The sequence below is a fragment of the Phycisphaerae bacterium genome (genome assembly GCA_018003015.1).
In the GTDB taxonomy this organism is placed as follows: domain Bacteria; phylum Planctomycetota; class Phycisphaerae; order UBA1845; family PWPN01; genus JAGNEZ01.
The window spans coordinates 33,579-54,861 of record JAGNEZ010000044.1; the positions used below are offsets into that span (position 1 = coordinate 33,579).

Here is a 21,283-nt window from a genome sequence, read left to right on the forward strand (position 1 = left end):
TCACCGCACCTGCCGCAGTCTCGCAACACACGGCCCACTCTCTGGCCGGCAGGCAACCCTCTCGAAAGCATAGTCCGATAATGGATCGCCTCGCGCGAGACAAGACAAGCGTTAAACTGCGGGCCTTCCGATGATCGCCCGGCGGCCGGCGCCTTCGGGCTTGCCGTCCAAGGTCCGTTAACTCAAGTCGGCGATCGCCCTTTCCGACAGACTACGCACGCTTGCTGCGCGCGCTGCATGGCCGGGCCGAGGATCACTCGGGAAACGTCGTTTGCGGCACCAAGTGCACCGCGGAACCATGATGTCAGTCGGTACCGTTGCCAATGTCACCCTGTTCGATCCGGCTCGCGGAGCGCCCTCCGTGATCAGGAGCGAGCAGCTCGAAAGCGGGATTCGAAGCCACCGCGCCTGGGATGCTCGAAGTCGCTACTATCATCAACAGCTGCACCGCCTCTTCCAGACGCATATCCCTCCCGGATCGCGTGTTCTCGAGATTGGCTGCGGTATCGGTGACCTCCTGGCCGACCTGAGGCCGGCATGCGGTGTGGGCGTCGAGTTCTCTCCGGTGCTGGTCGATTGTGCCCGCAGGGCCCATCCCGAGCTCGACTTTTGTCTCGCATCTGAGGATCGGCTCGAGTTCTCCGAGCAATTCGACTACATCGTCCTGGCGAACTCCATCGGATCGCTTAAGGATATCCAGTCCGTGCTGGGCCGGCTCCGATCGGCATGCGGTCCTCACACCCGGCTCGTCATCGCCTACTTCAACGCCCTCTGGGAGCCGATCCTCAACCTTGCGACTCTCCTCGGTCTCCGCCGGAAAGCCAAGGGGCTCAACTGGCTGTCGGTTCAGGATGTCCGCAACCTGTGCGGACTCAGCGGTTTCGATATCACTCGCGAAACGACCGAGATCCTGATCCCCAAGGGAATCCCGCTCCTCTCGACACTGGTCAATCGCGTCCTGGCACGGCTGTGGCCACTGACCTGTGTGAATCTGGTAACGGTGTTTGTCGCCCGCGCGGTGATGCCGCCGGAACACGCCGACCGGTTGACCGTCAGCGTGATCATTCCAACCCGCGACGAGCGCGGCAATATCCGCGACGCCGTAGAGCGAACTCCCGACATGGGTGCGCACACCGAACTGATCTTCGTCGACGGCGGCAGCACCGATGGAACGGTCGCGGAAATCGAGACCCTGCGGGCCGGCCATCCCGACCGAGACATCAAGCTGATCTATCAGGGCTCAGGGCGCGGCAAAGGGGACGCGGTCCGCAAAGGCTTCGCCGCCGCCCGCGGCGACGTCCTCATGATTCTCGACTCCGATCTGACCGTCGCCCCGGAAGACATGCCCAAGTTCTTCGAGGTCATCGCCTCCGGCCAGGCCGAGTTCGTCAATGGCAGCCGGCTCGTCTATCCGATGGAAGCCCAGGCCATGCGCTTCCTCAACAAGTGCGCGAACCGCTTCTTCGGCATCCTGTTCTCGTGGCTGCTGAACCTGCGTATCCGCGACACCCTCTGCGGGAGCAAAGCCCTTCTGCGACGCAACTACCAGACCATCGCCCGCAACCGCCACTATTTCGGCGAGTTCGATCCCTTCGGTGATTTCGACCTGATCTTCGGAGCAACCAAGGCGGGCCTGAAGTTCATCGAAGTGCCGGTACGTTACGGAGCACGGCGCTACGGCCAGATCAAGATCCGTCGGTTTCGCGACGGTTTTCTGCTCCTGAGGATGAGCCTGGTGGCCCTCAGGAAACTCAAGATGTACTGAACTGATCACCGGCTTTGGACCCCGTCATGGCGTGCACGTGTACAGAGAATCGGTCCTCCGCCGAAGCGCTGCCCGCTCTTGCCTCCGGCCGTCTGTACCTCGACCAGCTTCGCCGACATCGCCGGATGTGGGACGGCAAGCCCGCCGTGCGGGCCCAGTATCGCTACTGGTATCGCCTGGTCACGAGCCAGCTGGCCGACCTGTCACCTTCCATCGAGTTGGGCTGCGGGTGCGGCAACTTCAAGGAATGTCATCCGGAGGTGCTGGCCACTGATGCTATACCCACGCCATGGTGCGATCGCGTGGTCGACGCCTGCCGCATGCCCTTCGAGGATGATTCGGTCGGCAATCTGGTGATGTTCGACGTCCTGCATCACATCCCCGAACCGCTCCGGGTTTTCATGGAAGCGTCGCGCTTGCTGCGGCCCGGCGGACGAATCATTGTCGTCGAACCGCTCCTGACCGCCTGGTCGCGCATCGTCTACCGTTGCCATCATGAGGCCATCGATGAGACCGGCGATCTGTTCAACGTGCCCACCCCACCCCCCTCGTCTGCCGACTACGCAAACACCGCAACGGCCACCCTTCTCTTCCACAGACACCGCAAGGCCTTTCTGCAACGCGTCCCACGACTCCGCTGGGTCTTTGACCAGGAGTTCTCCTGCCTGGCCTATCCCCTGACCGGAGGTTTCCAGCCGTTCTGCCTCATCCCGGCATTTGCGGTGAACACCCTGAGCCGAGCCGAGGATTTTGTGATCTCGCGCTGGCGCTGCCGCTTCCTGGCACTCCGAACCTTGATCGTGCTGGAGAAGCGGGAATGAAGCCACCCACGGCGGACAGCGACCCGAGTCTTACTGCACCTTCAGCGCTTTCAAGCCAGAAACGCTGTTCCGCGAGGACCGCGACCCGGCGGCGATCCCAGAAGCTGTAATCCATTTCCGCACATGATCTTAGGAGGAAACGAATCCCCCCCGACCAAGGGATGTCGTCCGGCCGCAGGCCTCCCCGCCCGCAAACATTGCCCTCCCCGACGGAAAGCGGTATAGCCATGGACAAGCCCTGTTCAAGGAGGAACACCCGTGGCTCAACGATCGTTCAAGGCACTTGCCGTCGCGCTCATCATTCTGAATGGTCTGGGACTGCTCTGGATCCGGCACGAGCTGCTCGGGCGCGGCTCCGGCCGGGCCCGGATCCTGTCCGCTCTGCCCGGACGGGACGTGGCCAAGGCCGACCGGCTCAGTCTGGTTTTCGATGAGCCCATCGCGGTGGCCGCGCTCCTCGGGCAACGACTCGAGCGGCAGCCGTTCGCGATCTCGCCACCGGTCGCCGGGCACTGGACGTGGTCACAGCCGGACCGGCTCGACTTCGTGCTGGATAAACCTCTGGCACCCGGTCGGGTGTTCAAGGTCAAGGCGGCGAGCGACCTGGAGAGCCAGATCGGCCGCCGGATCATCGGACCGACAGAATTCCGCTACGAGACCGGGGCACTCGTGGTCACCTCCTGCGACTTCTACAGCGCGGACAAGGACAGTGTCTCGCTGCAGCTGACTTTCAACCAGCCGGTGAATCCGAAAGACCTGGCCAGGTACCTGCAGCTCAAGCCGGTCGGCAGTCTGAATCCGTACGCGGCGAGGTCGGAACTGCCCGGCGCGCCTGGCGAGGCGATGAAGCTGACCATGCTCACTCGCGAGACCACCGATCGGATCATCGTGCGCTGCCCGCGCTCGCGAATGGACAAGATCGAGGCATCGGTGAGAGCGGGATTGACCGGCTCAGGAGGGGAGTTGCCGCTGGCCGCGAACTTCACCCGCCAAGTCGATATTCCTGCCGTCTTCGCTCTCATGCGGGCAGAGGCTGGCACACCCACGCTGGACAATGCACCCAGCGTGCGGCTCGATTTCTCCTCGCCGCTGGCCCGGCGCCAGCCGACGCCCAAAGTCCACCTCGAACCACCAGTCCCCGACCTGCGGGCGAGAATCAACTCCTATGGCGGAGGGATGCTGCTGACCGGTTCATTCCAGTGCGGCACACCATACCGGGTCACGGTTGGCGCCGAGGCTCAATCTGAGAACGGCCTCCAACTCGGCCACAACCAGACGGTCTCATTCCAGATCCCCGAGTATGAACCCGGCGTGGTCTTCGCAAGAACACGCGGCATTCTGGCCCCCGGCGGCAACCTGGAACTCGATCTCGAAGCGGTCAATGCCGCAAATCTCGACATTGCCGTCACCCGTGTCTACCAGAACAACCTCGTGAGCCACGCCCGCGGCGACAACCGGGACGCGACCTCCAAGAGCGTGGCCCGTAAGACGCTCGCCCTTCAACTCGAACGTAACAAGCCCACCAAGCTGGCCCTGGAACTCCGGGCCCTCATCGACGGATGGCCGGGTGTATACTGGATCTCGGCCACCGTCAAGGAACGCGCCTGGTCACATGCGTCCAGCATCGTGGCGATCAGCGACTTGGGATTGACCCGCAAACGGGACCGTGACGGCTACCTCGTCTGGGTCACTTCGCTTCAGACCGCTCGGCCGGTGCCCGGGGCCGAGATCGCGGCCATGACCTACAACAACCAGGTGCTGGCCACGGCCACGACCGGCCCCGACGGTCTCGCTCGACTATCCATCAAGGAGAATCACCCCGACGGACAACCCTGGCTGCTCACCGCCCGACTCGGCGATGACCTCAACTTCATGACCCAGGATGACCATGACTGGCTGCTCGAGCAGGCCGATACCAGCGGGCGCGAATACCCGGTCAACTACGACGTCATGATGTACACCGAGCGAGGCGTCTACCGGCCGGGCCAGACCGTCCACCTTACCGGCCTGGTTCGTGACGAATCCGGCCAGATACCGCCACCGTTTCCCCTCGATGTCACCGTCAAACGCATCGATGGCAAGGTTGTCAAGGTGCTCAGGGTGACTCCCGACCCGCAGAAGCAGGGCTTCTTCCAAGTGGACTTCGTCACCCGAGATGACGGCATGCTCGGCAGGCACACGTTCACGGCCACCTTGCCGGGAGCCGCCAAGGCCCTGGGGCAGGCCGACACCATTGTCGCAGACTTCGCCCCGGTCCGGATGGAGGTCACCGCCCGACCATCCAAAGAGACCTTCCTCGCTAATGACGTGCCCACCATCGAGGCCCGGGCCCGCTACTTGTTCGGCCAGCCGGCCTCCGGTCTGCCGATCACCACATCCGGCGAATACCGCCGCGTATCATTCCGGTCCAAGAGTATGCCCGATTACACGTTCACCGACCCGAACGAGGGCAGAGAGATGCGAGCCCGCGAGATCGAGGCCCATCTCGACAAGGAGGGACAAGCCAGAATCGAAGTGCCCCTCTCACGCCGGAAACCCGTTGCGGCCACGTCACCCGCGATTTCGCCGCCCGCCGATCCAGGCGACACGGCAGCCGGTGACCCCGCAGAGGACAGGGAGACCGAGCCATCCGACGGTGACGGGGGTGACTCCACAGATCCTGATACCGAAGACAAGTCCGACAGCGAGGGAGGGGATCAGGCCGGGCCAGGCTTGATCGCCGGCCTGTGGGAAGGCTCCTTCGCCGTGACCGTCACTGAACCCGGGAGCCGCTCCGTTTCCGAGCACGTCACCCTGCGGCTCAACACGGTCAACCGGCACCTCGGCCTCAAGCTGCCCGGCAAGCTGGTGCCGACCGGCAGGCCGGTTCCGGTCAGCTACGTTCTGATGACCGGCGACGACAAGCCCGCCGAGCCTGCCCCTCTCCGCTTCACGCTCCATCGCATCGAGCGCGACTACGCCCTGAAGATTGTCAATCACCGGACTGTCTGGCAAACGACCGAGCATCTCATCCAGGTAGCCGAGGGCGAGATCGACCCGTCCAAGGGTGAGCCGAACGACTCGAGCTTCTCGATCACCTGCGCGTCGCCAGATCCCCACCGGCTCATCGTCGTCGACAGCCGCTCAGGTTCCACCACGCGGCTCGATTTCCACGCCACCGATAGCGCCTCCGCGGATCAAGTCATCACCAACGCCAACCCCGAGCAGCTCGATATCGTGCTCGATCGGCCCGACTACACGCCCGGCAGCGAGGCCCGGATCCTGGTCAAGAGCCCGTTCACCGGAACAATGCTCATCACCCTCGAAACCGACCGCGTTGTCCGCCAGCAGGTCATGACCATGGCCAGCCCGAGGGCAGAAATCCGCTGGCAGATCCCGACCGACGTGCGCGGAGGAGCCTTCGTGACCGCCACGGTCATTCGACCGATCGATCCGTTCCGAGCGCAATGGCTCCCCCACCGGGCGATGGGCATGGCCCGACTACTCACCGACCACCAGATGCAGGAACTGCCCGTGGCCATCGACGCCCCCGCCGAGATCTTGCCCGCCGCCACGACCACCGTGACCGTGAAGTCACCCACCTCGACCGATCCGTCGCGGCCGGCCATGCTGCATCTCTGGGCGGTGGACGAGGGCATCCTCCTGGCCACGAAGTACGAGACACCCGATCCGCTGATGCACTTCTTCGAGCCGCGAAGAACGGCCATCGCCTCCGCTGACCTCTTTGACCAACTGATGCCGGATCACCGGCGAGCGGCAAGCGTCCTCCGCATCGGCGGCGACGGGCATCCGAACCCCCTGGAAAAAGACGCCGCATCTGCACCCCTTCCCCTGCGGACGGCGGATGTGCGGTCCAAGACTCCTGCCGTCGTCTGGCGGACGGTGGCCTCTGTAGGCCCGGATGGTCTCACCCGCGTGGAGATGGACACCCCCGACCTGACCGGCGAACTCCGCCTGATGGCCGTCGTGGTCGATGGAGACCGCTACGGCAGTGCCGAGCGTGGACTGAGACTTGCCGCCCCGGTTCTGGTCGAGACCGGCTGGCCGCGATTCGTGGCTCCGGGTGATCGCTTCGCCGTGCCCGCCAAGATCTTCAACTCGACGGGCAAGCCGATGAAGGTCGATCTCGAAGTCACACCGGCCGACGGCCCGATTGCGGTCGCCCAACCCAAACAGCCGGCTATCATGGTACCCGCGAGCCAGCCGGTGACGATTTGGCTCGACGCCGAAGCCAGGAGCATCGGCCAAGCCGCCATCCAGGTGCGAGCCGCGGGCGCCACCGAGGACGGCCAGACTCTCACCGCCGAGAGCAAGTCCGAGTTCACCATCCGCCCGGCAGCCGCATTCCACAGCCAGTCGCAGCTGCGGAGGATCAGGGCGGGCGAGACTGTGAGCCTCAGCCCACCGAAGGAACTCATCGTTGGCTCGGTGCGAGCCATGCTGGGGATAGACGCCCGCCCGTCGGTGCAGCTGCAACCCGCGCTTGAACAGCTCATCCAGTATCCCTACGGCTGCCTCGAGCAGGTCACCAGCCAACTCTACGCTTTGCTCTACCTGCCTGATCTGCTCGCCCAAAACGACCGGGGCGGCGAGCGTGTCCAGGAGGTCGGCCGGATGATCGATGCTGGTATCGCCCGCCTGTGGTCGATGCAGACCGAATCCGGCGGCCTGGCCCTCTGGGCGCGCGAGATGGACCCCTATCTGTGGGGCAGCGCCTACGTGGGCACCTTCCTGCTCCAGGCCCGCCGCACGGGAGTCAAGGTGGACTCCCAGTTCACCGATGCCCTGGTCAGCTACCTCCAGCAGGAGTTGCAGCAGCCTTCAGGCGAGCAGGGACCAAACATGGATGACAACATGCGTGCATTGCTCTGTCATGTCCTGGCCGGCTTCGAGCGGCCCCCTCAGGGCTGGATAGCCCGCTTGACCGAGAAAGCCCCAAGCCTGGGCATGGCCGGCCGGGCCGATCTGGCCGCCGCCTGGATGCACAACGGCCACAAGGATCGGGCCAGGACCATCCTGCTCGACGGCACGATGGACCAGGTCGTCACCCTCAGCACCGGCGGACGGCTCACGTCCCAAGTCCGCGAGCAGGCCGTCCTGCTCAACGTGCTGATGGACCTCGATCCCAGTCATCCATGGATCCCCACGCTCGCCCAGAAGCTTGAAGCCGCCCGACGGGAGGGAACCTGGGGCACGACATTGGAGAACGCCAGCGCCCTGGCCGCCCTGGCCCGATACCAGTCACAAAACAAGCACGAGGAGACGAGCTTCGAGGGAACGCTGCGAGTCGGCAGCGACAGGGAAACGGCATTCAGCCACCGCAGGCCCCTGGCGATGAGGGTTGACGAGAACGGATGGCCGGTGCAGATCATCACCCAAGGCAAGGGCGAGGTCTATCTGTCTGTGGTATTCGAGGGTCTGCTGCCGCCAACCGAAATCAAACCGTTCGATCGACAACTCACCGTCCGCCGCAAATGGCTGAATCGTGATGGCAAGCCGCTCGACGTTAAGACACTGAAGGTCGGCGATCTGATTCACGTGGAGGTCGAACTGGCGGCCCCAACGCTCACACACGGCGAGAGAATCGAGAACGTCTGTGTTGTCGATGCCCTCCCGGGCGGCACCGAGGCCGAGGACCCGCAGCTGGCCACGTCCGCCGTGTCAAGCGCCGACCAGGACAAGGAGGAGGCCGAGTGCCGCACTGAGATCCGCGACGATCGTGTGCTGCTGTTCACGACCGCCAGCAAGAAACCAACGGTGCATCACTACGCCGTACGCGTCGCCACCGCCGGCACGTTCGTCGTTCCTCCAATCGAGGCGTCCTGCATGTACGATCCGCGATTCGGATCACTGAACGGAGGTGGAACGATCACGGTGCGGAAATGAACGCGTCTTCGGGCATTGGGGGGTGGCGCCGGCATTCCGCCGGGGGTTCCCCGTGGCTTCGGGACACCCTTCCAGTAAAGGACGATCACCATGATCCGGCGGCTCAAGCGGTTTCTGATGGCGGCGGTGGTGCTCAGCACCTGCGGCGTGCTGCTCATAGCCGCGGGGTGGGTGCTCTGCCCCTTCCCGCTGAAACGGCTGGAGCGATGGCCAGCCAGCCCCCTGGTCACCGATCGCCATGGCCGGGAAATGCTCCGCGTGGTCGGCGACGACGAGCAGTGGCGATTCGTCGTTCCATTGGAGCGGATCTCGCCTCAGCTGATCCAGGCCACCATCGCCGTCGAGGACGAGCGGTTCCTGCTGCACGGCGGCATTGACCCGTTGGCCGTGATCCGGGCAATCGGCCAGAATCTGGGTAGCTTGCGGGTCGTCTCCGGGGCAAGCACACTGACCATGCAGATCTGCCGGATGCTCGACGATCGGCCGCGCACCTTCGCCGCCAAGATGATCGAGGCACTCCGGGCCCTGCAGTTGGAGTCGGTCTACCCCAAGCAGCGGATCCTCGAGACCTACCTGAACATCGCCCCCTACGGCCACAACATCCGCGGCGTTGAGGCTGCGGCCCGAGCCTACTTTGGCAAGTCGGCCGAACAGCTCTCGCTCGGCGAGGCGGCTCTGCTGGCCGGCTTGCCGCAATCGCCCAATCGCTTCCGGCCGGACCGCTCCCCGGAAAAGGCACGGGGCCGGCGCGAGGTCGTCCTGCGGCGCATGGCCGAGCTTGGCATGATCGACGACCGGCAGCGTGCCCTGGCTTCGTCGGAGCCGATGCCGACGACGCGGTGCAAGGTCCCCAAGGCCGCCCCCCATGCCGCGTGGATGAGCCTCCAGCGACGACTGGGCGGGGGGCGAACGACCCTCGACCTGAGCTTGCAGTCGGAGATGGAGCGGATCGCCGCCCGACACCAGCCCAAGCTGCCGTCCGGCTGCGACGTGGCCATGGTGGTGATCGACATTCCCAGCGGCGATATCCTGGCCATGGTCGGCTCGGCCGATGTAAACCACCTCCGCCACGGCCAGGTCAACGGGTGCACGGCCAAGCGCAGCCCTGGTTCGACGCTCAAGCCCTTCATTTACGCCGCGGCCTTCGAGGAACGCCGGCTGTCGCCCCAATCCATCGTCCACGATATCCCGATCGAGCGGGCTGGCTGGTCGCCCTCCAACTTCGACAAGACCTTTGTCGGCGATCTGCCCGTCGCGGATGCGCTCCGCCGGTCGCTTAACGTGCCGGCCATCCTGGTGGCGGAAGGCGTGGGCCTGCCCCGCTGCCTGGGACTCATCGAAGCCGCCGGCGTCCGACTGCCCGCCAACACGCTGGCACGCGGCGGACTGGCCGTTGTCGTCGGGTCCGTCGAAATCACGCTCCTCGACCTGGCCAACGCCTACGCGACGATCGGCCGGGGCGGCGTCCGACGCTCGCCACGCCTGCTCATGGATGACCCGATCGACGAGAGCCCCGCGATCGAAGCCAACGTGTGCACGGCCATTGACGAGATCCTCTCCTCGCGGGTTCGAAGGCCACAGGGCATGGCCGAGTGGCCAGCTCATCAGGTCCCCTGGTTCGCATGGAAAACCGGCACCAGCTCCGGCCGTCGCGACGCCTGGGCCGTGGGCCACAACCGGCGATTCGCGGCCGGCGTGTGGGCCGGCCTGTTCAGCGGCGCGGGGAAGAGCAGCTTGGTCGGCGCCGGGGCGGCCGAGCCTCTGCTGGCGGACATCTTCGCGCTGCCCGCAATCCGCACAGACAAGGATCCCCTGCCCGCCAGGCCCTGGCTCGTGGAACGTCCTCTGCCGCCACCGCGCGAACTCCGCGCAGAGCTGGCCATCACATCCCCGCGGAACGGAGCAACATTCCTGGCCATGACCGGCCAGGCCGTCATTCACCCCCGGGTGAACCGCAAGGAGAACATGACCTGGTTCCTCAACGGACGGCTCATCGGCGAGAGCGTCAAACGGCTGATCCTGAATCCCGGTCGGTACGAGCTGCGTTGCGTGGATGCTTCCGGCAAGTACAGCGCGGTGGAATTCACCGTGCGATAGCGATGACTACCCAGCTACGGATGCGAAGCCACCCCAGAGCCTGTTGGCCAGTCTGGAGAGGTCGGCGCCGACGAAGCCCGAACAGGATCGTGGGTCCCAGCTTAACGAAAGGAAATCGAACCATCAGCTGGCCGGGAAAGGGTAGCCTGCCCTGCTGGCGAACTCAAACCAGATTCCGAGTGCCTGAGAATGCCGGCGCCGCTCGCCCCCGACCTCGCCGTTACCGTCGGTCGTTTTCCCCCCTACCATGGGTTCCGTTGGTTCCGCGTTTTGCGGCGGGCGGACGCTTCCCCGCGGCCACGTCCTCCTCAAAGACCTTCTTGCGGCGAAGGATGTGGTGATAGTGTTGAGCGAACCGGTGAGCTTCATCGCGCACCTGCTGGAGAAGGCGCAGGGCGGGATCATGGCGCCGCATGCGGACAGGCTGGCTCCGGGCCTGGATGAACAGCTCCTCGTCCCGCTTAGCCAGAGACACAACCATCGGCGGGCGGATGTCCATGTCGGCGAAGGCGGCCTGGGCAGCGTGAAGCTGGCCGAGCCCACCGTCGATCAGGATCACATCCGGGTACAGCTCCTCGCCCATGGCCGCATATCGGTAGCGGCGGCTGATGACCTCTCGAATCATCGCGTAGTCGTCGATGCCTTCGACGGTCTTGATCTTGAACCGCCGGTATCCGCTCTTGAACGGCTTGCCGTCGATAAAACAGACCAGTGAACCGCATGATTCGCCACCCTGCAGGTTGGCGATGTCGATCCCTTCGATGGTCCGCACCGACCGCTCCAGTTCGAGGATCCTGGTCAGCTTGGCCAGCCCGTCTCGAGGATCGACGTGAAAGACCTCCGGCTGAACGTGGGTCTCGGGATCTCCGGCCAGCGACAGCGACTCCATCGCCCGGAGTTGATCGCGAAGTCGAGCTGCCTTCTCGTACTCTCGATTAGTGGCCGAATCTTCCATATCCTTCTTAAGCTGCCGCACAACCACGCTTCGTTTGGAGGCCAGGAACTTCTTGAAACGCTCGATGTCCTGGCGATAGTCCTCCCTGGACACCAGGGCGGCGCACGGGGCGGAGCATCGCTTGATCGCGTGCAGCAGGCAGGGACGAAAATGACGGCGGCTTTCATCGCCCTCCACGATGTCCATCTCGCAAGTCCGAAAACGAAAAACCTTCTGCAGCCCATTGACCGCTTCGCGCAGACCGGCCGTTCCAACGAAGGGCCCGTAGAGCTTGCTGCCCTTAAGGTGGGGTTTGCGGGTAATGTAGATCCCTGGGAAGTCTTCAGAGGTGGTAATCTCGAGATACGGGAACGTCTTGTCGTCACGGAGGCATTCGTTGTAGTACGGTTGAATATCCTTGATCAGCCGGCTCTCGGTTAGAAGGGCGTCAACCTCGGTCTCGCAATCCAGGAAATCGATGTCCGCCACCAGGCCGACCATCTGGACGATTTGCGGCCCGCGTGTGCGGAGCAGGTCGGCCGAACCCTGGAAGTAACTGCTCACCCGGCTGCGAAGGTCCTTGGCCTTGCCCACATAGAGGACCCGGCCCTGGACGTCTTTGAACAGATACACCCCCGGCGTTTTCGGAAGATGCCGGATCTTGGCCAGGAACGAGCCGCCCGCAGGCGCGTTCGCCCCCTCCGGGTCACCGGCCCGGGACCGGCCGATCCGACCGTCCGTCCCGCCTGGCCCTTCCCGGGGAGCAGGTTTCCGGTCGTCACACGATTCGCCCATAACCGCTCATTATAGCTGGTCGCTCTCCCACCGCCCGGTCCCAGACAAACCAGCCTCAACGAACACCTCGACCCGGGGCGGCGGCCATATCGTACACTCCCTGAGCCACTACTCCGGAGGTCGATACACAGTGCCCGAGGACCCCGTCATCCTGCTGGCCTGCCCTTGCGAGGTCGAACGCAAGCTGCTGCAGCATCTGTTGGACAACGATGGCTTCAGCATTCGCGAGGCGATCGGGGCCACAGATACCTTGTCCGACGCGGTCAACCGGCCGGATCTCATCCTGCTGGACACGCTGCTCTGAGAGAAGGCCGCCATCGGGACCGCCGCGACCCTTCGCCGCGATCCTCGCACCAGCACGATTCCCCCTATCCTCTTCGGCGACCCTCCGCCGGAAGCATACGGGTTGATACACGGCGGTTCGATCGGATTGACCGTGAGCTTCGGCCCTCCGGTGATGAACTACGCGACGCCGGACTTGACTCTGACCAACTCAGCCTGAGTCGCACCTCCGAGTTGCCACACATGCTCGGCGCGCAAAAAAGACGAGCCGGCCGCAAAGCCGACTCGTCTCGATATCAAGTAACAGTGTGTGCCACCGGCCGGGGGATTGCTCCGTCCGGCGTTTCGGGCGACAAGCCGTCCGATCCTGTAAACGTTCTGACCTGAAATCCACAGCGGCTCGAGGCCGCTTTGGAGATCTAGGTTATCCCCTAGAAAGGAGGTGATCCAGCCGCAGGTTCCCCTACGGCTACCTTGTTACGACTTAGTCCCAGTCACCGGGCTTTCCGTCGGCACTGTCGAATCACAGCGACTTCGGGAACTCCCAGCTCCCATGACTTGACGGGCGGTGTGTACAAGGCTCAGGAACTCATTCACCGCGCCATGGCTGATGCGCGATTACTAGCGATTCCGACTTCATGGGGTCGAATTGCAGACCCCAATCTGAACTGAGGGACGTTTTCTGCGATTTGCTCCACCTCGCGGTCTTGCTTCGCTCTGTACGCCCCATTGTAGCACGTGTGACGCCCTAGGCATAAAGGCCATGATGACTTGACGTCGTCCCCACCTTCCTCCGGCTTAACGCCGGCAGTCTCGCTAGAGTTCCCGGCATGACCCGCTGGCAACTAGCGACAAGGGTTTCGCTCGTTAAGGGACTTAACCCGACACTTCACAGCACGAGCTGACGACAGCCATGCAGCACCTGTGCACGTTTCACCCGAAGGCAGATTACTCGAGTTTCCCCGAGACCATCCGTGCATGTCAAACCTAGGTAAGGTTCTGCGCGTTGCTTCGAATTGATCCACATGCTCCACCGCTTGTGTGAGCCCCCGTCAATTCCTTTGAGTTTTAGCCTTGCGGCCGTACTCCCCAGGCGGCGCACTTAGCGCTTTTGTTTCGGCACGAGAGACGTCAGAGACCCTCGTACCTAGTGCGCATCGTTTACGGCGTAGACTACCGGGGTATCTAATCCCGTTTGCTCCCTACGCTTTCGCGTCTCAGCGTCAGGACAAGCCCAGTTACCCGCTTTCGCCCCTGGCGTTCCCTTAGATATCTACGCATTTCACCGCTCCACCTAAGGTTCCAGTAACCCCTACTTGCCTCAAGAACGACAGTATACCGAGCAGTTCCCGGGTTGAAGCCGGGGATTTCACAAGGTACTTACCGTCCCGCCTACACGCGCTTTAAGCCCAGTGATTCCGAACAACGCTCGGGGCCTCCGTCTTACCGCGGCTGCTGGCACGGAGTTAGCCGCCCCTGTCATATGATGGTCAACTCGCCGACGTATTAGGTCGGCTCGCTTCCTGGCATACTATTGAAGTTTACATCCCGAGGGACTTCGTCCTCCACGCGGCGTCGCTCCGTCAGGCTTTCGCCCATTGCGGAATATTCGTTGCTGCAGCCACCCGTAGGTGTCCGGGCAGTGTCTCAGTCCCGATGTGGCCGGTCGCGCTCTCACGCCGGCTACCCGTCATAGCCTTGGTAGGCCGTTACCCCACCAACTAGCTGATAGGACATGGGCCGATCTCGAACCAATAGGCCCCGAAGGGTCCCCATCTTTGAGCCAGAAGCCATGAGGCCCCTGGATGTCATCAGGTATTACCGGCACTTTCGCTAAAGCCCCTTGCGGGGCGCCGCTATCCCTGTGTTCAAGGTACGTTACCCATGCATTACTCACCCGTCCGCCACTCAACTCCCGTAATATTGCTACCACAAGAGTCCCGTTCGACTTGCATGCCTTAGCCACGCCGCCAGCGTTCGTTCTGAGCCAGGATCAAACTCTTCGCTTTATATCGTTGCATCAGGCTGAACCCCTCGGACCCGTTAAGGCCCCAGTTCGCCAACCCGCTTGCTTCGATGGGTCTCTACACACCTTGCCAACCGTTCTGTCTGGCTAGACCAGTTCGGTCGACTTGCGTTGCTTGAGCTGATCGCACGCCCCGTGGCAAACCACGCGACGCCGATCGCTCGTACGTTTACACGGCGGTTGTTTGTGTCACACACTGTTCACTTGTCAAAGAGCTTGCGGTCTTCTCGCCCCGCGAGCGGCTTTCGCCTTCCCTCGACGCGAGCCCCTTATGATAACAACCTTCAAAGGGCTGTCAACCCCTTCCGCCGGCAGTTTTTCGGGATTCTCGAGATTATCCCAAGCCCTTAACTACCAGCGACTTAGTCGGGCTGTGGCGAAAAAAAAGCCGGTTCGCTTCGCCTTGCCGCGACACCTTCTCAGGGCCAGTTCCAAACCCGGGTGTCTCACCCGAGCACCACCCCAAGCCGCGGGACCAAGTAAAAACCAACCGGTTCGTCCACCCACAACACCCACTGGGCAAGAGTCTATATATCACCAGTTCCCACGCCTGTCAAGTCGGAACAGCCATTAATGGGCACGCCCCTCGCCCCACCCGTCCGCGACGACCAAAACCCTTCGCCCGCTCCCTGCTGTTCCACCCTCCCCCGCGCTTCCCGCCGGCGACTCCAGCCAGACACCAACCCGGCGCTGGTCACGGATGAACCGTAAGCGACACGTGGGTGTTGGGTCGCAACTGACGAGAAACCACCTGGGCAACGATGGCTGTCACCATTCCATCGACGGCCATGGCTACCCCTTCCGGATTCCGTTCGAAAACGTCCTCCGGCGTACCCGCATCCCCGCTGATCCGGATGGCCACGTTGACCGGAATCGAGCCCAGAAACGGGACCCCCAGGCCGGCTGCAGCTCGCTCCGCTCCGCCCTTGCCGAACAGGTCGTACGCCTTGCCAGTGTCGGGGGCGATGAAGTAGCTCATGTTCTCAACCACACCGAGAACCTCGACGTTCAGCTGCTGATACATGCGCGCCGCCCGGACCGCGTCCAGCAGGGCCACCTCCTGCGGCGTGCATACCACCACCGCACCGGTCATCGAAATCGACTGCGACAAGGTCAGCGGCACGTCGCCCGTACCCGGCGGGAGATCCACGATGAGGTAGTCGAGTTCGCCCCACTCGACCTGGCCGAGAAACTGGCGAATGGTGCCGTGGATCATCGGCCCGCGCCAGACAACGGCCTGCTGCGGCCCGATGAGAAAGCCGATGCTCATAACCTTGAGCCCGTGAACCCGGACCGGCTGAATGCGATCGCCGACCAGTGCCGGGCGCTGGTCTTCGACGCCGAGCATCTTGGGGATCGAGGGCCCGTAGACGTCCGCGTCGAGCAGGCCGACTTTGGCCCCTCGGCGAGCCAACCCCACGGCGACCAGCACGCTGATCGTACTCTTGCCCACACCGCCCTTGCCCGCGCCGACGGCCACCACGCTGTGGACATCCGGCAAGCTGACCTGCTCGGCAACGCTCGCCACCCGGTGACCCGCTGCAGAGCTATGAGCATGCCCGCAGGTCTGCCCGCCGCCGGGAGCACTGAACTCCACCGCCACCCCTCTGACGCCGCTAAGGGTGCGCACGGCGGCCTCGATGTCGCTGCGGATACGGTCCTTGAGGGGACAGGCCGGCGTGGTCAGCTCGACATGCACTCGCACCTCACCGTCGACCACAGTCACATCCCTGACCATGTCGAGCGATACGAGGTCCTGGTGCAGTTCGGGATCGTTCACTGCGCGCAGAACGTCAACCACCCGCTCGCGCGTCACCACATTGCTCTTGAACAACGCCATGGTGAGATCTTCCCGCCTGGTTGCTCGACCCCGCCGGGGCCGACGACGCTCGCCGGCCTGCACCTCCGGCAGAGCGACTGTAGGGGGCGAATGCGAGGGTTTCAATCGGCCGGCCCGCTACTTCGCGACCGGAGCGCGAGCCGCCCGGGCGATCCCCCGAAGCCGCAACCAGTCGGCGCAGTGCCCCGGCCAAGTGGCGAGCACCGGGTCGCGCGGACCCTTCATCGCTCCCAGACCGAATCCGTGGGGACCCTTCTCGTAGATGTGCATCTCCGCGGGCACGCCAGCCTTGCGCAACGCCAGATAGAAGTTAATACTGTTTTCAGGGGGTACACCCGTGTCCTCGTTGCTGTGAACCAGGAACGTGGGTGGCGTCCGGGCGGTTACCTGCTTCTCGTTGGACAGGCTCTCGACCAGCTTCGGATCCGGATTCTCGCCCAGCAGGTTGCGCTTCGAGCCGCTGTGCATCGTCGGCTCGGTGAAGGTGATCACCGGATACACCAGGATCGCGGCGTCCGGCCGGCAACTGACCCGCTCGATCGGATCGGAGGCCTGGGGGTCGCCGTCGTCGAAGTGCGTGGCCACCGTCGAAGCCAGATGCCCGCCGGCCGAGAAGCCGATCACGCCGATCTCCTTCGCGTCGACGCCCCACTCCGCACCACGGGCCCGCACCGTGCGAATGGCCCGCTGGACATCCTGCATCATGGCCGGGTGACGATAGCGCGGGGCAAGCCGGTACTTCAGGATGAAAGCGGCCACGCCCATGCAGTTGAGCCATTCGGCCACCTGCTTGCCCTCATGGTCCATGGCCAGCATCACATACGCCCCGCCCGGGCAGACGACCACCGCCCCGCCAGTTGCCATGTCCCGGGGCGGCAGGCAAACGGTCAGCGACGGCTTGTCGGCGTCTTCCATTCCCACCGCTCCTGGAGCGCCGTGCGGCCAGAGAAGCTCGACTCTGGGCTCTGCCGGGACCGAGGAGGTCGGTTCCTGGGCCCACGCCCGGTGAGAACCGCCAAGAGCTACCAGACCAACCACAACCATCCGCGCAATGTTCGTTCGCATGATCCTCTCGCTTGGCAATGAAAACCCTCAACCTGGCATTCGTGTCCACACGACTCAGCCACCCACCGCCGGCCGTGTGGCCAGATCTCCTTCGATGATCGAACGCAGCAGGACGAACTCGAGTTCGAAGACCCGCCTCAGTTCGGCGTTCGGCACGACGTCGCCGGTGACACCCATCTGGGCATCGCTGAAGCGCGAACCGAAACCGACAACCGTCACCGTGCCCCGACCGTAGCTTACACGGGCGGCGACCGGCCTGCCATGGAGCGTGACGAACGGCTCACCGCCAGCTACCGCGACCGCAGATTGGACGGCGACTTCGGCGGGCCAGCCCTTGGGAGTCACCAGCGTCCCACGGCCCACGTCCGCGTGAACAACCTCCATCTTGTACGGCCCCATGAGCCGGTTGGCGGTGGAGTTCGTGTTCTCCGGGGAATCGATGATGAGCAGCTTGCCACCGTTGCGCACGTAACTGCTGAACTGGTCCTGGACCCGGCGGCTCACCTGGACGTGGGGATAAAACAGCACAACCAGGTCACCGTCGAAGACGTCGTCTCGCGTGGTTCGTTGCGTGAAGTATCCCAGTCGTAGTATCCATCGCTCGAAAATGCCGAAACCGTCATCCGCAGCACTGATGAAGCCTCCCTTCGAGAGCGGCCCCCTGCAGTAGGTACGATCGATGGCTACTCGTACCATTGGCCCCACCGGCTTGGGCAGCGGCATCTGCCCACGATGCACAACGCCAACCACAGTTCCGGTGGCCGCCCAGCTCAGCATGCCGGCCGCAACGAGCGGCAGCCAGGTGCCCGACCGACCCCGAACCAGGAGAACACAGATGACCGCCGAAACCGCGCCGCCCAGCGTCAGCGGCCACCGGGGATCGGGTTGCGTGTCGCGGTGATTCAACCATTCGACCATCCCCAGCATGAGCTCCGGCTTGCCTCGCTCGAAGGCTGCGAAGTTGGAGAAGATGGTTGAATCTGTGAATGCCAGGACCCGCCCAGCGCCGCTTCTTGTCGACCAGAGTTGGATAAAGGCCCCGTAGCGGGCCTCGGCCCGGTCTTCGATCTGCGGGTAGAAGTTGCTGGCGTGGTAGTCGGCCGGCAGACTCTTCAGGCCGGTCGAGCGAATGACCGCTCGGCCGCCGCTTCCGGACGGCTCGATCGAACACGAGACGGCGAAATCCATCTCCCTGAGGCGCTGAACAACGGGATGCGGAAAAACGGATGGAACGTAGCCCTGCTCGAATGGACTCGCCGAAATGCGAAACAGGCAGTCGTACCGATAGCGGAATCCGAACCGCTCGGCGACTTGATTCAGGTACATGCCGGTCCCGAACACGTTGGTGTGCTCGCCGATGAGCAACACGCCGCCGCCGCGCTGCACGAATCGGCCAATCGCGTCCACTTCGCGCGGATTCCCCTTGTCCGCGTACGACTTGGTCGGCGTCTTGAGCACCAGGACATCGCAGTTCCGCAGCGTCTCGTCGCTGATCGGCGACTCGAGGCGACCCATGTCATAGAACCGGGAGAGATAGTCGTAGACACACGCATAGTTGTAACCTGACTCGTGGCCATACCATTCGGTGTCGTAGGGCCGGTCGGTACGCTCCCATTCAGAGTGATACTCGTCGACCAGAACACGGCCGGCCTTGCGCTCGCCGACAGGGCTCCAGACCGTCGCGGCCGTCAAGAGAATCACCGATACGATGCCGAACAGAACGGCCCCGAGACCACGCGGCCAGCCAGCACCGGGCCCCTTGGCCGGGGCAATCCCTGGACGATCCTGCCTGGCCAGCTCGGGGCGGACATCCACGAAGCACCAGAACAGCACGACGGGAGGAATGAGCAGCAGCACATGCACCCAGCGGCTCCAGAACTGCGTGGTTAGACCCAGGTCGGTGTCGTAGTCGGTACGCAGCGCTCGATGGAGAAAGAGCGCCATCAGCAGGCCGGCCCGCACCGGCAGCCAGACGGCCAGACACGCAGCCAGCCTCAACATGGCCGAGGCCAGACCCTTGCCGCGCGTGCCGGCCTCAAGTCGCCCCGACCTCACAGCCAACAGCGCGAAGCCACCTGCCAGCAGACACAGGGTGGCAGGGTCGATCAGCAGCTCCCACGTCGCCCCGAGCATGTGCGTCCGCCGCATCGTGCCCAACGCAACGTCCGCCTGGGTGGCCGCCGCATCTGCCCCGGCCAGTGATGCGATCGCAGCCAGTACTCGCGGCAGAGGCGACGGAAGATCGTGCGAGCGCGAGGTCAGGACTTCGTATCCCAGCATGACGAGTTGCTGGGTGAGCACGATAAGCCCCGCTGTGAGTCCGGCGCCGCCCAGGCCTCGCCGGACAACACCGGGCAACGGAAGCAGAACGAATACCGAGCCCACGACCAGCAGGATCGGAGCCAACCCAAGCGGGAGCGGGCTGCTCTGCAAGCACGGCAGCAGCAGCCCGAGGCACACCAGGAGCATGAGCAGCGCCAGTGCGGCCTGTCCCCGCCGCGGGATTCGATCGGCCCCTCCAACCAGGAACAGCGAACCCAACACCACGGCACACAGCCAAGAGAGCGGACGCACCGATTCATAGTACTCCTGGCCCAGCAGCCAGGAGCCGCTCAGTACGGCCAGGCCGACCCAAGCCAGTCTCATGATCCGCCCTCCCCACCGGAGCCGGGAGGTGATGTCAGAATCCTCTGCGTGGCCGGGAAAGTCGAAGAAGATGTTCTCTGTCCTTGCAATGGGGGAGCGGACCCGCCAACGGCCGAGCGTGGATTCGGAGGAACCCGGAGTGGCTGGCCCGTCCAGTAGGTTATCGCCCATCGCCAGAAATCAGCGTTCTCGCGCATGCCTTCGAACGGCTCGCCGCCTTCACGCTCGAGGTTCTTGTTCTCCGCGAAGCACGTGTCACCAACCAGGACGACCTTGCCCTTGCCGATCCGGCGCATGATCATCACATTCCTGTCGCCCGGGCCGTAGGCCATCACCCGGGCGTCGGGCTCGGTGCTCACCACCGGCCAGGCAGCATGGAACCGCACGTAGTTCATGAAACTTCCGGCGTTGTAGTACGGCGACTTGAAGTGCCCGAGCGGCGGCGATTCGGGAATGCGGCCCTGCGCATCCGGCGGATGCTCACCCAGGTATAGACCGTACTCGGCCATCAATGCCGGCAGGGCGGGCTTCCGCGGGTCCTCGTCGCCCACCGTGCCCACCAGGATACCCCCGTTCTCCACAAACTTGCGGATCGCCCGCCGCTCATCGGCGCTGTAGTCCCGCGAAGGCCCAATCGTGATCAGCAGGCCCGCGAAGCAGAAATGGATGAGGGCACCTGCGACCGGCATGTTCCAGGGTATCGCCAGGTGGATCACTTCCGACCAAGACCACGCCGGCAACCGGCCGAACGGCGTCTCCCCCGCCGGTGGCGGCCCCAAGCGTCTGTCCACCAAGCTCAGAATCGCTGGAGAACAATCGAGCAGCACCAAGTAGCAGAGATGGCCAACGAGGATCGCCAACAGGCCGAATGCGGCCCGAGCCAGCCGGCGGGACGGCGAGCTCGCAATCCAAAAAGCCAGCAACGCGAGCATAAGCGCCAAATAGTCCAGCCCGGCAAAGGTCGCTCCGACCTGCAGAGGAGTTCCGGTCAAACGCGTGGCTAGTACTACAACGCTAAGGATTCGGCCATCGGCAAGGCGTTATTTCGGCCAAGTATATGCCAATCCTGTGTAAACGACGCAGTGTTCGCTTGCGGTGCGAGCATCGGGCTGCCGCATTGCGGGCT

General features: G+C 63.9%; 10 protein-coding genes and 1 rRNA gene. 5 read left to right on the forward strand and 6 right to left on the reverse strand.

Features of this window, described 5'->3' with window-relative positions; translation table 11 throughout:
- Positions 1–301 precede the first annotated feature (301 nt).
- The 4 genes from KA354_17405 to pbpC all read left to right on the forward strand — a co-directional run bounded on the left by KA354_17405 (position 302) and on the right by pbpC (position 10,569).
- Positions 302–1,765, forward strand: coding sequence for a glycosyltransferase (locus KA354_17405; protein MBP7936420.1), 1,464 nt, complete (start codon positions 302–304; stop codon positions 1,763–1,765).
- A gap of 26 nt (positions 1,766–1,791) precedes the next feature.
- The gene (locus tag KA354_17410) at positions 1,792–2,586 is read left to right on the forward strand and encodes a class I SAM-dependent methyltransferase (protein ID MBP7936421.1); all 795 of its coding nucleotides are present in this window, start codon (positions 1,792–1,794) and stop codon (positions 2,584–2,586) included.
- Positions 2,587–2,844: 258 nt separating this feature from the next.
- Positions 2,845–8,472: a hypothetical protein gene (locus KA354_17415; protein ID MBP7936422.1), complete on the forward strand. Its 5,628-nt coding sequence runs from the start codon at positions 2,845–2,847 to the stop codon at positions 8,470–8,472.
- Positions 8,473–8,562: 90 nt separating this feature from the next.
- Complete coding sequence (gene pbpC / locus KA354_17420; GenBank protein MBP7936423.1) at positions 8,563–10,569, forward strand: penicillin-binding protein 1C; 2,007 nt, start codon at positions 8,563–8,565, stop codon at positions 10,567–10,569.
- A gap of 220 nt (positions 10,570–10,789) precedes the next feature.
- Here pbpC and KA354_17425 read toward each other — a convergent pair whose 3' ends face one another.
- A complete protein-coding gene (locus tag KA354_17425; GenBank protein MBP7936424.1) occupies positions 10,790–12,163 on the reverse strand; it encodes an excinuclease ABC subunit UvrC in 1,374 nt (457 codons plus the stop codon).
- 265 nt (positions 12,164–12,428) lie between these two features.
- Here KA354_17425 and KA354_17430 point away from each other — a divergent pair, with 265 nt between their 5' ends.
- Positions 12,429–12,602: a hypothetical protein gene (locus KA354_17430; GenBank protein ID MBP7936425.1), complete on the forward strand. Its 174-nt coding sequence runs from the start codon at positions 12,429–12,431 to the stop codon at positions 12,600–12,602.
- Between the two features lie 413 nt (positions 12,603–13,015).
- Here the strand turns inward: KA354_17430 and KA354_17435 are convergent.
- The 5 genes from KA354_17435 to KA354_17455 form a co-directional block, all read right to left on the reverse strand.
- Positions 13,016–14,589: ribosomal RNA gene (locus tag KA354_17435) — 16S ribosomal RNA — on the reverse strand.
- Between the two features lie 711 nt (positions 14,590–15,300).
- Positions 15,301–16,446 carry an Mrp/NBP35 family ATP-binding protein gene (locus tag KA354_17440; GenBank protein MBP7936426.1) on the reverse strand — a complete coding sequence of 382 codons (1,146 nt, stop codon included), beginning with the start codon at positions 16,444–16,446 and terminating at the stop codon, positions 15,301–15,303.
- Positions 16,447–16,563: 117 nt separating this feature from the next.
- Complete coding sequence (locus KA354_17445) at positions 16,564–17,490, reverse strand: alpha/beta hydrolase (protein MBP7936427.1); 927 nt, start codon at positions 17,488–17,490, stop codon at positions 16,564–16,566.
- 75 nt (positions 17,491–17,565) lie between these two features.
- Positions 17,566–20,157 (reverse strand): hypothetical protein, encoded by a 2,592-nt coding sequence (locus KA354_17450; GenBank protein MBP7936428.1) that lies wholly within the window; start codon positions 20,155–20,157, stop codon positions 17,566–17,568.
- On the reverse strand, positions 20,154–21,149 hold the full coding sequence (locus tag KA354_17455) for a hypothetical protein (protein ID MBP7936429.1): 996 nt from the start codon (positions 21,147–21,149) through the stop codon (positions 20,154–20,156). Before KA354_17455 ends, KA354_17450 begins: the two co-directional genes overlap by 4 nt.
- Between the last annotated feature and the right edge of the window lie 134 nt (positions 21,150–21,283).

Excerpts from the sequence above, each read along its gene's own strand:
- KA354_17410 (MBP7936421.1), top strand. The coding sequence starts at position 1,792 with ATGGCGTGCACGTGTACAGAGAATCGGTCCTCCGCCGAAGCGCTGCCC.
- KA354_17450 (MBP7936428.1), bottom strand. The coding sequence starts at position 20,157 with ATGAGACTGGCTTGGGTCGGCCTGGCCGTACTGAGCGGCTCCTGGCTG.
- KA354_17405 (MBP7936420.1), top strand. The coding sequence starts at position 302 with ATGTCAGTCGGTACCGTTGCCAATGTCACCCTGTTCGATCCGGCTCGC.
- pbpC (MBP7936423.1), top strand. The coding sequence starts at position 8,563 with ATGATCCGGCGGCTCAAGCGGTTTCTGATGGCGGCGGTGGTGCTCAGC.
- KA354_17445 (MBP7936427.1), bottom strand. The coding sequence starts at position 17,490 with ATGGTTGTGGTTGGTCTGGTAGCTCTTGGCGGTTCTCACCGGGCGTGG.
- KA354_17440 (MBP7936426.1), bottom strand. The coding sequence starts at position 16,446 with ATGGCGTTGTTCAAGAGCAATGTGGTGACGCGCGAGCGGGTGGTTGAC.